Source organism: Actinomadura sp. HBU206391 (genome assembly GCF_014323665.1).
In the GTDB taxonomy this organism is placed as follows: Bacteria; Actinomycetota; Actinomycetes; order Streptosporangiales; family Streptosporangiaceae; genus Actinomadura_C.
In genome coordinates, this window is the sequence record NZ_JABVEB010000163.1 from 1 (window position 1) to 12,782 (window position 12,782).

Below are 12,782 nucleotides of genomic sequence, written 5' to 3' on the forward strand. Positions count from 1 at the left end.
TACACCAGCCGGCCGTCCCTCGTGGCGCCGTGCTCGTAGCGCAGCACGGCGGGGTGGCGGTGCACGTGCCCGAAGAACGACTCCTCGCGCCCGTAGACGAACCGCACCGGCCGGCCGGTGCGCTGCGCGAGGAGGCACGCGTGAATCTGCATCGAGAGGTCCTCGCGGGCCCCGAAGGCCCCGCCCACGCCGGCCAGCGTGAGCCGCACTCTGTCTTCCGGCAGCCCGAGACAGGCGGCGATCTGCGCCTGGTCAACGTGCAGCCACTGGGTGGCGACGTAGAGGTCGACGCCGCCGTCCTCGGCCGGCACCGCGAGCCCGGACTCGGGGCCGAGGAAGGCCTGGTCCTGCATGCCGACCTCGTACTCCGCGGTGACCACCACGTCGGCGCTCGCCGCCGGGTCGCCCACCCGTACGGGCTGATGCCGTACGACGTTGCCGCCTTCGTGCACCTTCGGGCACGAGGGGTCCAGCGCGGCCCGGCGGGCGTCGGTCACCGGCTCCCGCACGTCGTAGCCGACCACGATCAGATCGCACGCGCGCCGGGCGGTCTCGGGATGGTCCGCGGCGACGATCGCGACCGCCTCGCCCTCGTAGCGCACCTGGTCGCGGGCCAGCACCGGCTGGTCGCGATGGTCGAGGCCGTAGCACGGTTCACCGGGGACGTCCTCGTGGGTGAGGACGGCATGGACCCCGGGCAGCCGCACCGCCTCGGTCAGGTCGATGGAGGTGATGCGGGCACGAGGGTGCGGGCTGCGCAGGGTGGCCCCCCACAGCATGCCGTCCATCCACAGGTCGGAGGAGTAGGCGAACTCGCCGGTCACCTTCAGGTTGCCGTCCGGCCTTGCCGGGCTGTCCCCGACGCCGCCGCGTACGGACCGCTCCAGCCGCGTCGTCATGACGAGACCGCCTTGCGGGCGGCGGCGAGGCGGACCGCCTCGATGATCTGCTCATAGCCGGTGCAGCGGCAGAGGTTGCCGGCGAGCGCCTCGCGGATCTCGGGGTCGGCGGGCACGCCCTCGGTGCGGGCGAGAAGGTCGTGGGCGGCCACGATCAGGCCCGGCGTGCAGAACCCGCACTGCACGGCGCCGCACTCGACGAACGCCTCCTGCAGCGGATCGAGCCGCTCGCCGTCGGCCAGACCCTCGACCGTACGGACCGTGCGGCCCTGCGCCTGGCCGCCGGCGACCAGGCAGGCGCACACCGGGGTGCCGTCCAGATAGACGGTGCACGATCCGCACTCGCCCTGTTCGCAGGCGTTCTTGGAGCCGGGCAGCCCGCATCGCTCGCGCAGGACGTGCAGGAGCGACTCGCCCTCCCAGACGTCGTCCACGATCCGGTCCTCGCCGTTGACGGTGAAGCTCACGCGCATTCCGCCGCCCCCTTCCGGTACTCGGCCCAGGTCCAGCCCAGCGTTCGCCGGGCCATCACCGACAGTGCGTGGCGGCGGTAGCCGGCGGTGCCGCGCACGTCGTCGATGGGGTTCGCCGCCGCCGCGACGAGTTCGCCGAAGCGACGGGCCACCCCGTCGTCGAGAGGGCCGGCCCCGTCCCAGTCCAGCTCGGCGGCGAGGAACCCCTCGGCGTCGCGGGCCCGCAGGGGGGTGGGAGCCGCGGAGCCGATGCCGGTGCCGACCCGTCGCTCGGACGGGCGCAGGGCCACGGCGAACGAGCAGACCGCGATCACCATCGCGTTGCGCGTGCCGATCTTGGCGAACTGCTGCGGCCCGTCCGCCCTCGGCACCCGTACGGCGCGGATCAGCTCGTCCGGCTCCAGTGCGCTGACCTTGGGCCGCAGAAAGAACGCCACGACCGGGAGCACACGTGAACCGCGCACCGACTCGACCTCGACCGAGGCGTCACTGGCCAGCAGCGGCGGGTGCGCGTCGCCGGCGGGGGAGGCGGAGCCGAGATTGCCGCCGACCGTTCCGCGGTTGCGGATCTGCGGTGATCCGACCGTACGGGACGCGATCGCGAGCCCCGGCAGCGCGCCGCCGAGCTCGTCGATGATCCGGGCGTACGGCAGCCCCGCGCCGATCCGGATCCGGTCGCCGTCGCGCTCCCAGGTCGCGAGCTCGCGGATCGCCGTGAGGTCGAGCAGCGCCGGAGGCCGGGACCGGTCGAAGTTCAGCTCGACCATCACGTCGGTGCCGCCCGCGATCGGGCGTGCGCCGGGGTGCTCGGCCTTCAGGGCGAGCGCCTCGGCCCAGGTGGCGGGCCGGAGGAAGTCCATGTTCACCACCATGCCTGGTCGGCGGAGCGTTCGTCGCCTGGGGCGTCGTCGCGCAGGACGGAGCCCTCGATGACGCCGTACGGGCGGTCGGCGGCGTGGAAGACCTCGTTCGGGTTGTCCATCCCGAAGGGCTCGAGATCGACGGCGAAATGGTGCTTGTTGGGCATCGCCAGGCGGACCTCGCAGATTGCCGGGCACTCCTCGAGCACCCGCCGGCCCATCGCGTACAGGGTCTGCTGCAGGGAAAGGCTGTGGGTGCCCGCGAAGGTCTCCAGCAGGAGCCGCCGGACCGTGCCGTACGAGGTGTCCCAAGCGGTGCCGAGATCGGTGTGCCGCCACTCGGCGTTCACCGTGGTGGCGAGGATCCGGTCCCGGGTCTCCGGCAGGGTCGTGTACCCGTCCTTCAGGAAGCCCCAGAACTCCGAGCCGGTGGAGTTCAGGACGGTCAGGTCCCGCAGTCCGGAGACGACGTGGGCGCGTTCACCCTCGTAGGCCGCCACCCGGGCGGTGCGGATCTCCTGGCCGCGCCGGACGAAGGAGTGGCCGGTCACCGGGATGCGGTCCCAGGCGTACTCCTCGACGCTCAGCCGGGCCCGGTGGACCGTCGGCTGGGAGTTCACGAAGTGCCGGGCCAGCAGGAGGGCGAACTCCTCCGCCGAGGCGATGCCGTGCTCGCGGGCGAAGGCGAAGACCGTGTTCTTCTGCGTGTCGGTCGGGAGCACGGCGGAGTTGTCGCCGGTCAGGTGCACGGCCTCCATCGCGCCAGAGAGCGCGACGCTGACGTTGAGATCCTTGATCTCGTGGTGGTCGCCGTCCCGGCTCACCCGTACGACGCGGGTCTCGGCCTTGCCGTACTGGTTCGGTCCCAGCGCGATGCCCATCAGCTCATCAGCCCCATCAGCCCGCCTGCCCCATCGGCCGTCTGCCCCATCGGCCGTCAGCTCCCCCGGTAGGTCGAGTAGCCGTACGCGCTGACCAGCAGCGGTACGTGATGGTGCTCGCCCGGATCGGAGACGACGAACACCACGCTCACCTCCGGGTAGAACGTCTCGGTCCCGTGGGCCGCGAAGTAGGGGCCGGTGCCGAACCGCAACCGGTAGGTCCCGGCGTCCGGCGCGGGCAGATCGCCGAGGCGCCCGTCGGCGTCGGTGACGTTCTCGGCCAGTGGCCGCCAGGTCTCGCCGTCATGGCGATCCAGCCGGATCGGCACGCCGGCGGCCGGCCGGCCGCGGCCGGTGTCGAGGACATGGGTGCTCAGGGTCACTACGGCCGCTCCAGCAGTTTGGTCAGACGCAGGTGGGTGATCTTCAAGAGCTCGGCGCGTACGATCCCGCGTTCGGTGGCGTCGTCGTTGCCGAGGCGTTCCCGGAGGGCCGAGAGCAGCTCCTCGGCCGGCAGGCCCGTCGCGCAGATGAGGAACACCCGGCCGAACCGCCGCTCGTAGGCGAGGTTCCCCTCGTGCAGCGCGCCGGCCACCTCGCCATCAGAGTCGATCACGCCGGACTGCTCGGCGCGCGACCAGGCAGACGGGCGGTCCACCCCCTTCGGCCGGTCTCCGATGCGGGGGTGGTGCGCCAGTGCCTCCTCCACGCCGCGCCAGCCGAGGTCCGAGAACGCGCTGTCGGCGGCGCGGGTGAGCGCGGCCTCGTCCTCGAAGGGTCGTGCCGCCGCCACGGCGGCCGCCCATGCCTTCGACCCGCAGCAGCTCATGAGCTCCTGCTCGGCGTCCTGCTCGGAGAGCTCGTTGAGCCACTCCAGGCCCTGCGGTCGGCCGGTCATCTGGCCAGTACAGCAGGCCGGGCCGGGCTCCACCAGCGGCGGATCTCATGAACCGGGCGCGCCGAGGCACCCGCCTCTTTGGAGGTTCCTCCAAAGACCTCCATGTCCCCCAAGACGTGGTCGATAGCCTGATCCCGTGCTGTTGCGGGATCTCCTGGACATCAGTGAGCTACGGCTCGTTCTGCGCACCGGCGAGCGGGCGCTGGAGCGTCCGGTCCGGTGGGTCTACACGACGGAACTGGTGCTGCCCGGTCGCTATCTCATCGGTGACGAGTTCGTGCTGACCGGGCTGATGTGGCGCAAGGGACACGAGGACCCCGACTGGCTCGTGGCGACGCTCGTCGAGGCCGGTGCGTCGGCGCTCGGGGTCGGCACGGCGGTGCACGGCCTCGTGCCGCCCGGCATCGTCGTCGCCTGCCGCCGGCGCGGGCTTCCGTTGATCGAGGTGCCCGCGGAGGTCTCCTTCGGCACCGTGAACGAGGTCGTCACCCGCCGGCTGATGGCCGAGCGCACCGCCGGGCTCACGACGGCGATGGGCCGACACCGCCGGATGATCTCCAGCATGGCGGACGGCGCCGGGCTCGACGCCGTCTTCGCCGGGACCCGGGAGGACCTCGGCCGCGGCTGCTGGATAGTGACGCCCACCGGCCGCGTCGTCGCCGGTCCGGAGACCGGCCTCACGTCCGACGACGCCCGGCGGCTGGCCGCCGGGTTCCTCACCGCCGATCGGTTGCCGCACGTGGTACGGACGGGCCGCGCGTACACGCTGCTGCCGGTGGGCACCCGGGCCCGTCACCGGGCGGCGGCCTGGTTCCTGGCCTGTGAGGGCGAACTGGGTCACGCCGACGAGGAGGTCACGGAGTCGGCCTATGAACTGGCGGCGCTGGCCGCGCTCGAGCGCGCGCGGATCGAGGAGGGCCGCAGGGTCGAGCGGCGGATGGTGGCCGAACTGGCCGAGTTGCCCGGACCCGCCGACTCCGCCGGCTCGGCGCAACGATCCTCCGAACCCGCCCGGCTGGTCGATCCCGGCGAGGTGGCGGCACGGATGCGGGCCTGCGGGCTGTCGCCGGTCGAGCCGTACGTCGCCGTGTCGGCGTCGGTCGGCGAGGTCGCGCATCCGGACGAATGCGTGGTGCTCGAAGAGCTGTTGTCCGGTGCGAGGGCGGTGATCGGCGGCCTGGGCGGCGAGGCGATCGCCCTCGTGCCTGCGGCAGGGATCTCCGAGGTGGTGGCGGGTATGCGCGCGACGTCGCGCTTCCTGGAACCTTCGATGGCGGGCGGTCGGCTCACCATCGGCGTCAGCGGCCCGGCGGACGGTCCGGCCGCGCTGCGCGGGGCGGTCGAGGAGGCGCGGCACACCAGGAGAATGGCGGGCGGGCGCCCGGACCTGCCGCACGTCGTCACGAGCGACGAGGTCCAATCGCATGCGCTGCTCCTGGCCAACGTGCCCGCCGCGGTGCGCACGTCGTTCCGGGACCGGCTGCTGCGTCCGCTGCGGGATTATGACGCCGAGCACCACTCCGACCTCATGTCCACACTGGAGGCGTTCCTGGACTGCTCCGGGTCCTGGAGCCGCTGCGCCGCCCGTCTGCACATCCATGTGAACACGCTGCGCTACCGGATTCGGCGGATCGAGGAACTGACCGGGCGGGACTTGAGCACGCTGGAGAATCGGGTCGACCTGTTTTTGGCCTTGCGGGCGAGGTAGGACATACAGGATTGTCTTCCTGGGCGTAAAGGAGTGGTCGTGGACGGTCAGGAATCGTTCGGTCAACGTATTCGGATGCTGCGGATCCGGCAGGGAGTCAGCCAGGCTCAGCTCGCCTTTCCGGAGCTGTCGGACAGCTATATCTCGTTGATCGAGAGCGATAAGCGGGTTCCGGCCCCGAGCGTGGTCGAGCTGCTCGCCAGCAAACTGCACTGCTCGCCCACCTATCTGGTGAGCGGGGTGAGCGAGGAGATCGTCGACGGGCTCCGGGTCACCCTGGACTACGCCGAGATCGCCTTGCAGAACGGCGCGGCCGCCGAGGCCCGCGCGCGCTTCGCCGAGGTGCTGGAGAGCGCCGACGCGGCGGCGCTGCCCGAGCTGCTGCACCAGGCCCGGTGGGGGCATGCCCTGGCGCTGGAGGCCGACGGGCAACTCGAACCCGCGATCACCGAGCTTGAACGGCTGAAGGACACCGCGTCCCTCGACGACGATCGCGACCAATGGGCGCGGGTGCACGTCGCGCTGAGCCGGTGCCTGCGCGAACGAGGTGACGTCAGCGCCAGCGTGAACCTCGCCGAAGAGGCGCTACGCCAGCTCACGGCCGTCGGCTCGGAGTCCACCGACTCCGCGGTGCACCTGGCGGCGACCCTGCTGGCGGCGCTCATCGTGCGCGGCGACCTGGTGCGGGCCCATCAACTGGCCGGTCAGCTGATCGAGCGCGCCGAGCGGATCGGCAGCCCGAGGGCGCGCATCTGGGCCTACTGGGAGGCCGCCTACGTCGCCGAGATGCGCGGTGAGTACGACGATGGCATGGCCTGGATCGAGCGGGCGCTGGCGCTGCACGGTGAGCAGGACGAACCCCGCAACCTCTGCCGGCTTCGCCTGGCCTACGCGAGCCTTCTGCTGCGGGCCCGGCCCGAGAAGGCCCAGCATGCTCACGAGCTGCTGCTGCGGACGAAGGACGACATCGCCGCCAGCGCGGCCAGTGAGATCGATGTCGCGTGGTGCCTGACGATGCTGGCCCAGGCCGAGACCGTTCTCGGCCGCCCGGAGAAGGCCGTCGAACTGGCCAGCGAGGCGGTCGAGATGCTCGGCGAGTCACCTCGCAGAGCCGCCGCCTGGGCGCTCGCCGTCCTCGGCGAGGCCTACGTACGGCTCGGACTGCGCACCGAGGCGGTGGGCGTGCTGACCCAGACCGCGACGCACCTGGAGACGATGGAGTCGACGCGTCAGGCGGCCCAGGCCTGGTTCGACCTGGCCGAACTGTTCGGTGAGACGGGCGCCGAGGCGCCCCGGCTCGCCGCGTATCGCCGTGCCCTCAGCTGCGTCGGTCTCTGAGGTCGAGAACGGGTCAAGGAACGAGGACAGAGTCGAAGGATGTTCGGGGTCATTCGCCCGTGCAAGCACGGGATGTGCGGATCGTTGTTCAAGGACTGGATGGCGCACCTGTGCGGGCTGTGCCTGACGCTGCGCGCCGAGCACGGGCAGGCCGCCCGGCTGGTGACGAACTACGACGGGCTGTTGGTGTCGGTGCTGGTCGAGGCGCAGAGCGCGGACCGGTCCCCGCGTCGCAAGGCCGGGCCGTGCGCGCTGCGCGGGATGCGCGGCGCCGAGGTGGTGGACGCACGTGCCGAGGGGGCCCGGCTGGCCGCCGCCGTCTCGCTGCTGCTGGCCGCGGGAAAGATCCGCGACCACGTGGCCGACCGCGACGGCATGTACGCGCGGAAGGCGGTGGCGGCGACCGCGGGGCGCATGGCCGACCGCTGGGACACGGCCGGGGTCCGTACGAGCGTGGCCACCGGCTTCGATCCGGCCGTGCTGCGCGAGGTGGTCGAGCGGCAGAGCGCGCTCGAGTCCGCGCCCGGGCGGAGCCTGATCGAGCTCACCGCACCGACCGAGGACGCGGTGGCGGCGGCCTTCGCGCACACGGCCGTGCTCGCGGGAAAGCCGCACAACGCCGAGACATTGGCCGAGGCCGGCCGGTTCTTCGGCCGGATCGCCCATCTGATCGACGCCGTCGAGGACCTGGCGGACGACCGCGCGGCAGGCGCCTACAATCCGCTGCTGGCGACGGGCGCCGGCCTGGACGAGGCACGCCGTCACTGCGACGCCGCGCTGCACGGGCTGCGGCTGGCCGTCGCAGACCTCGATCTGGAGAGCCCGCGCCTGGTCACGGCGCTGCTCGACCGGGAAGCACGCCGCTCGGTCGACCGCGTGTTCGCGGCGCAGGCGTACGGCCCCGGCGGGTACCCGCCGCCCCCGCCGCACCACCAGCCCCCGCACCCGCCGCACCACCAGCCCCCGCACCCGCCGCGCCGTCGGCCGCCGCGGCAGGGCCCGCCGGTGCTCTGCCTCGCCTGGTCGATGGTGGCGTGCACGTGCGGCATGTGGCAGCCCCCGTGGAGCGAACATCACGGCGAGGGCTGCGGCGACCGGTGCTGGTGTTCGCGGTACTGCGACTGCGATTGCTGTAACTGCTGCGATTGCTGTAACTGCTGCGACGGGTGCGACTGTGACTGTTGCGGCTGCGACTGCTAGCGAGCGGCTTCAGCGCCCCGGGCACGTGCCGCGTGGAAGTGTCACTACAGTGAAGGCGTCCGCCCCGCATCCGTCGAAGGTCTCCCGGAACAGTGATGACAACCACACCACGAATCGGTCTGCGCAGGCTGGGCGTCGTCACCGCGATCGTCCTCGCCTCCGCCGCGCTGTTCGTCGCGCCGGCCTCCGCGCACACCAAACTGATCAAGAGCACGCCCGCCCGAGGCTCCTCGGTCAAGACGCTGACCGAGGTCACGCTCGTGTTCAGCGAGAACATCAACGCATCGGTCGCGAAGGTACAGATCCGCGGCGCCGGCGGTGCCCAGGGCGGCGCCTCCACGCCTCCCCGCGTCAAGGGCGCCACCGTGACGCAGCCGGCCGCACCCGACCTCAAGCCCGGTGACTACACGATCGCCTACCGGGTCGTGTCCGCCGACGGCCACCCCGTGACCGGGGAGGTGCCGTTCACCCTGACCGGGCCCTCGGGCGGCAGCGAGGGCGAGCAGGTGGCTCCGGCGCCCGCGGATCCCGTGGCCCCGGCGGTCGACGGCGGCGAGGCGGCGGCGCCGACGCCGGCGCCCGAGAAGTCGTCAGGCACGGCGAACTGGTTGATGGCCGGCGGAGGGCTGCTGATCGGCATCCTCATCGGGGTGGGCGTGGTGTTCGTGCGCAAGCGCAAGTCCGCTCCGGCCTCCAGCGGTGAGTAGACCGCCTGCGGGAGCCGTCCGGGCCGCGGTCATCGCCGCGGCCTCCGCGGGGATCGTCCTGGTCGCGGCGCTCTTCGTCGGGGGCGCGGTCACCGAGAAGATCGTTCCCGGGCTCGGCGACGCCGGAGACCTCACCAGGTGGGGCCTGCCGCTGGCCAGGCTGGCCATGGACATCGGCGCCGTCCTGACGGTGGGCGCCCTGCTCGCCGCGACGGTCCTGGTCCCCAGCGAACGCGCCAAGGGCGGAAATCTGCTCGGCCCGTCGGCTCTCGGTTACCTGCGGGCCGCCTCATGGCTCGCGGCCGGCTGGGCCGCCGCGGCGGCGGCGACGCTGGTCCTCACCGTCTCGGACATCCTCGGCGAGCCGGTCGGCCAGGTCGTGGCCGGAAGCGAGCTGAGCAGCTACATAGGGCAGTTGCCGCAGGGCACCGCGCTGATGTTCGTCGTCATGCTGACCGCCGTCATCGCCCTGCTCTCCCGCACGGCCACATCGGCGGGCGGTGCGCTGGGCCTGCTCCTCCTCGCCGGTATAGCCCTCCTGCCGCCGCCCCTGAACGGGCATTCGGCGGCCTCGCCCAACCACTCGGTCGCCATCGTCGGGCTGGCCCTGCACATCGCCGCGGTGACCCCCTGGGTGGGCGGCCTCGCGGTGCTCTGCTGGCACGCGTGGACCGATTCCGGCCGCAGGCAAGGCGGCGGCGACCTGCACGTCGCGGCCGAGCGGTTCAGCCGCATGGCACTGTGGTGCTACGTCGCCGTCGGGGTCAGCGGACTGGCCAACGTCGTCTCCCGGCTGCCCGACCCGGTCGAGCTGTTCACCAGTGACTACGGCCGTCTCGTGCTGGCCAAGATCGCGGCATTCGCCGTGCTCGGCTGGTTCGGCTGGTGGCACCGCACGCGTACGCTGCCCGCCGTGGCGGCGCGGCGGCCGGGGGCGTTCGCGCGGCTGGCGACGGTCGAGGCCGCCGTGATGGCGGCCACCATGGGCCTGGCGGTGGCGCTGTCACGTACCGCCCCGCCGGCCGTCGACAGCACCGGCGGCACGGTCAAGGAACTGCTCGGCTACGACATGCCGCCGCCCGTCACCGCACTGCGGCTGCTCACGCTGTGGCGGTTCGACTTCTTCTTCGCGCTCATGATCGTCGTGCTCGGCGGCCTCTACATCGCCGGGATCATGCGGCTGCGGCGGCGCGGCGATCGCTGGCCGGTCGGGCGCACCGCCGCCTGGGCGGTCGGGCTGCTGTCCATCGCGAGCGTGACCCTGAGCGGCGTGGCGACCTACGCCCCGGTGCTGTTCAGCGTGCACATGGCGCAGCACATGGTGCTGGCGATGCTCACGCCCATCTTCCTGGTCCTCGGCGCGCCGGTCACGCTCGCGCTGCGGGCGCTGAAGCCCGCGGCGATCAGAGGCGACCGGGGGCCGCGAGAGTGGCTGACGGTGTTCCTGCACAGCCGGGTCGCCAAGGTCGTCACGCATCCCGCGGTGGCCACGGCGGTCTTCATCGTCAGCACGTACGCCCTGTACTTCAGCCCGCTGTTCGAGAAGGCGATGCGCGCCCATCTGGGGCACATCGCGATGCTCACCCACTTCATGCTGTCCGGGATCCTGTTCTTCTGGGTGCTCATCGGCGTGGATCCCGCCCCGGTGCGGCTGCCGTACATCGGGCGGCTGCTCGTGCTCTTCGTCACCATGCCCTTCCACGCCTTCTTCGGAATCGCGATCATGAACATGGGGCAGCCCCTGGCGAAGGGCTGGTACACGGTGCTCGACCGGCCCTGGGGCGCCTCGCTGGTGTCCGACCAGAGCACCGGCGGGGCCATGGCATGGGCCTTCGGGGAGATCCCGACCTTCATCGTGCTGATCGCCCTGGTGTTCCAGTGGTTCGTGGAGGACGAACGGCTGGCCCGCCGCCTGGAGCGCAAGGCCGACCGGGCCGAGGCGCTCAAGGAGGACGACGAGCTCTCCGACTACAACGCCTACCTCGAGTCGCTCGACCGCCGCTCGGGCCGGACGGCGGCCGGGCCCCTCGGCACCGGCGACGGATCCGAGCCCGCGGGGAAGGCGGCGGAGATCTCCGGGAGGCGTGACGGGCCGGAGCCGGCAGGGAAGGCGGCGGAGTCGGCGGACGGCGGCGACGCTCGCGACTAGCCTGACGCGGGTACGACCGTTACGTGGACGGTGAGCGCTGATGCCCGGCCTGCCGGAGGATGTCGCCCGGGCCCGTTTCGCCTCCGTGCCGGTCGTGCGGCTGGCCACGGTGGGCGACGACGGGCGTCCGCACATCGTGCCCACGACCTTCGCGGTCGACGGCGACCGCGTCTACGCGGCGGTCGATCACAAGCCCAAGCGGACCGGCGATCTCAAGCGGCTGCGCAACATCGAGGGCGAGCCCAGGGTGGCGCTGCTCGCCGACCACTACGGCGGCGACTGGGAGCGGCTCTGGTGGGTGCGCGCGGACGGCATCGCGCGGGTCGTCGGCGATCCCGATGAGGCGGCGCGCCCGATCGACCTTCTCGTGCGGCGCTACCGGCAGTACGAGGGGCACCGCCCGGAAGGACCCGTGATCAGCGTCCTCGTCGAACGGTGGTCCGGCTGGGCCTGGTCGCCGCCTGACGCATGACCCTTCGGACGGCGTCCCCCGCACGGGGGAGCAGGGCGAACGGCGACCGATGCGGGCGGGGGAGGCGGCGGCCGGGCCGTCGCGAGATGATCGGACGGTGTCCGGAGCCAGGGCCCTGCGCCCACTGATCGCCCGGTCCACCTGGCGGCGGTGGGCCTATCTCGTCGCGGGCGGAGCGCTGCTCCTGCCGTACTGGATCCTCAGCATGCTCCTCATGGGCCAGCTGTCCCAGCAGGTGGGTCTCGCCGCGATCTGGATCGGGCTGCTGGCCGTGCTGCTGCTCCCGATCCCCGCCGTCTTCGTGACCGGGCTGGTCCCCGCCGTGCGGGTGCTCGAGGGCACTGCGGCCAAGGAACTGGTGGGCGGCGGGATCACAGAGGAGGTGGTCGTCGCCGCGCGGTCGTGGGCCGCTCGCCTGCGCACCGCATGCTGGTACTCCGGCCACCTCTGGCTCGGCATGCTCGTCAGCATTCTGAGCCTGGCCGTCCCGTCCGGTGCCATCGCGCTCGCACTGCTGCCGGTCTGGGGTAGGCGGCAGGAGCGGAGCATGTACGACGGCTGGGCATGGATCTGGGATCACCAGGGCTGGGCCCAGATCGTCGGGCCGGTGGGCGGTGTACTGCTCGCGGTCGGACTGGTCTACCTGATCGCCGGGTCTGGTGCGCTGCTCGCCCGGCTGGCGCCGGTGTTCCTCGGCCCGACCCCGGCGGAGCGGCTGACCGTCCTCGAGGAGCGCGCGATGCGGCTCGCCGAACGCAACCGGCTCGCCCGCGAACTGCACGACTCCGTGGGGCACGCCCTCAGCGTCGTCACCCTGCAGGCCGGTGCGGCGAGCCGGGTGCTCGACAGCGCCCCTGCCTTCGCCCGGCAGGCTCTCGGCGCGATCGAGGAGTCGGCGCGCAGCGCCCTCGAGGATCTCGATCACGTGCTCGGCCTCCTGCGCGAGGACACCACCTCGATGGCGCCGCAGCCCACCCTGGCCGACCTGACCGGCCTGCTGGACCAGACCCGGCTGGCCGGAGTGGAACTCGACGCCCATATCGACGGGAACCTCGGGGACGTCCCTGCGGTCGTCTCCCGCGAGGCGTACCGGATCGTGCAGGAGGGGCTGACCAACGCGCTGAGGCACGCGGGAACGGTGCCGGTGGTCCTGCGGCTCGCGGTGCGCGCAGACCTTCTGGAGGTGGAGATGACCAA

At 72.3% G+C, this 12,782-nt stretch carries 13 protein-coding genes; 7 read left to right on the top strand and 6 right to left on the bottom strand.

Translation table 11 applies throughout. The annotated features are described in order from the left end of the window. The 6 genes from HKK72_RS28845 to uraD all read right to left on the bottom strand — a co-directional run. The coding region (locus HKK72_RS28845; protein WP_187237589.1) for a xanthine dehydrogenase family protein molybdopterin-binding subunit at positions 1 to 899 on the bottom strand (899 nt) is incomplete at its 3' end. Beyond that, positions 896 to 1,372 carry a (2Fe-2S)-binding protein gene (locus HKK72_RS28850; protein WP_187237590.1) on the bottom strand — a complete coding sequence of 159 codons (477 nt, stop codon included), beginning with the start codon at positions 1,370 to 1,372 and terminating at the stop codon, positions 896 to 898. The genes HKK72_RS28845 and HKK72_RS28850, both read right to left, overlap by 4 nt. Next, entirely contained in the window at positions 1,363 to 2,232 is an 870-nt protein-coding gene (locus HKK72_RS28855; protein ID WP_187237591.1) for an FAD binding domain-containing protein, read from the bottom strand. Before HKK72_RS28855 ends, HKK72_RS28850 begins: the two co-directional genes overlap by 10 nt. A gap of 2 nt (positions 2,233 to 2,234) precedes the next feature. Continuing rightward, positions 2,235 to 3,113 (bottom strand): factor-independent urate hydroxylase, encoded by an 879-nt coding sequence (pucL, locus tag HKK72_RS28860; RefSeq protein WP_187237592.1) that lies wholly within the window; start codon positions 3,111 to 3,113, stop codon positions 2,235 to 2,237. Positions 3,114 to 3,169: 56 nt separating this feature from the next. Beyond that, a complete protein-coding gene (gene uraH / locus HKK72_RS28865) occupies positions 3,170 to 3,496 on the bottom strand; it encodes a hydroxyisourate hydrolase (RefSeq protein ID WP_187237593.1) in 327 nt (108 codons plus the stop codon). Further along, the gene (gene uraD, locus HKK72_RS28870; RefSeq protein WP_187237594.1) at positions 3,496 to 4,011 is read right to left on the bottom strand and encodes a 2-oxo-4-hydroxy-4-carboxy-5-ureidoimidazoline decarboxylase; all 516 of its coding nucleotides are present in this window, start codon (positions 4,009 to 4,011) and stop codon (positions 3,496 to 3,498) included. Before uraD ends, uraH begins: the two co-directional genes overlap by 1 nt. A gap of 136 nt (positions 4,012 to 4,147) precedes the next feature. On the opposite strand from uraD, the gene HKK72_RS28875 reads away from it, so the two are divergent. The 7 genes from HKK72_RS28875 to HKK72_RS28905 all read left to right on the top strand — a co-directional run. Continuing rightward, positions 4,148 to 5,719, top strand: coding sequence for a PucR family transcriptional regulator (locus HKK72_RS28875; RefSeq protein WP_187237595.1), 1,572 nt, complete (start codon positions 4,148 to 4,150; stop codon positions 5,717 to 5,719). A 39-nt stretch (positions 5,720 to 5,758) separates the two neighbouring features. After that, positions 5,759 to 7,057 carry a helix-turn-helix domain-containing protein gene (locus HKK72_RS28880; protein WP_315987489.1) on the top strand — a complete coding sequence of 433 codons (1,299 nt, stop codon included), beginning with the start codon at positions 5,759 to 5,761 and terminating at the stop codon, positions 7,055 to 7,057. A gap of 39 nt (positions 7,058 to 7,096) precedes the next feature. Next, entirely contained in the window at positions 7,097 to 8,257 is a 1,161-nt protein-coding gene (locus HKK72_RS28885) for a DUF5685 family protein (RefSeq protein WP_187237596.1), read from the top strand. A gap of 95 nt (positions 8,258 to 8,352) precedes the next feature. Next, positions 8,353 to 8,964 (top strand): copper resistance protein CopC, encoded by a 612-nt coding sequence (locus HKK72_RS28890; protein WP_187237597.1) that lies wholly within the window; start codon positions 8,353 to 8,355, stop codon positions 8,962 to 8,964. Then, a complete protein-coding gene (locus HKK72_RS28895) occupies positions 8,957 to 11,113 on the top strand; it encodes a cytochrome c oxidase assembly protein (protein WP_187237598.1) in 2,157 nt (718 codons plus the stop codon). Before HKK72_RS28890 ends, HKK72_RS28895 begins: the two co-directional genes overlap by 8 nt. A gap of 40 nt (positions 11,114 to 11,153) precedes the next feature. Continuing rightward, positions 11,154 to 11,585 (top strand): TIGR03668 family PPOX class F420-dependent oxidoreductase, encoded by a 432-nt coding sequence (locus HKK72_RS28900; protein ID WP_187237599.1) that lies wholly within the window; start codon positions 11,154 to 11,156, stop codon positions 11,583 to 11,585. A gap of 97 nt (positions 11,586 to 11,682) precedes the next feature. Then, positions 11,683 to 12,782: sensor histidine kinase (locus HKK72_RS28905; RefSeq protein ID WP_315987490.1), on the top strand; the 1,100-nt coding region annotated here is incomplete at its 3' end.

Excerpts from the sequence above, each read along its gene's own strand:
- uraD (WP_187237594.1), bottom strand. The coding sequence starts at position 4,011 with ATGACCGGCCGACCGCAGGGCCTGGAGTGGCTCAACGAGCTCTCCGAG.
- HKK72_RS28855 (WP_187237591.1), bottom strand. The coding sequence starts at position 2,232 with ATGGACTTCCTCCGGCCCGCCACCTGGGCCGAGGCGCTCGCCCTGAAG.
- HKK72_RS28890 (WP_187237597.1), top strand. The coding sequence starts at position 8,353 with ATGACAACCACACCACGAATCGGTCTGCGCAGGCTGGGCGTCGTCACC.
- HKK72_RS28900 (WP_187237599.1), top strand. The coding sequence starts at position 11,154 with ATGCCCGGCCTGCCGGAGGATGTCGCCCGGGCCCGTTTCGCCTCCGTG.
- HKK72_RS28850 (WP_187237590.1), bottom strand. The coding sequence starts at position 1,372 with ATGCGCGTGAGCTTCACCGTCAACGGCGAGGACCGGATCGTGGACGAC.
- HKK72_RS28885 (WP_187237596.1), top strand. The coding sequence starts at position 7,097 with ATGTTCGGGGTCATTCGCCCGTGCAAGCACGGGATGTGCGGATCGTTG.
- pucL (WP_187237592.1), bottom strand. The coding sequence starts at position 3,113 with ATGGGCATCGCGCTGGGACCGAACCAGTACGGCAAGGCCGAGACCCGC.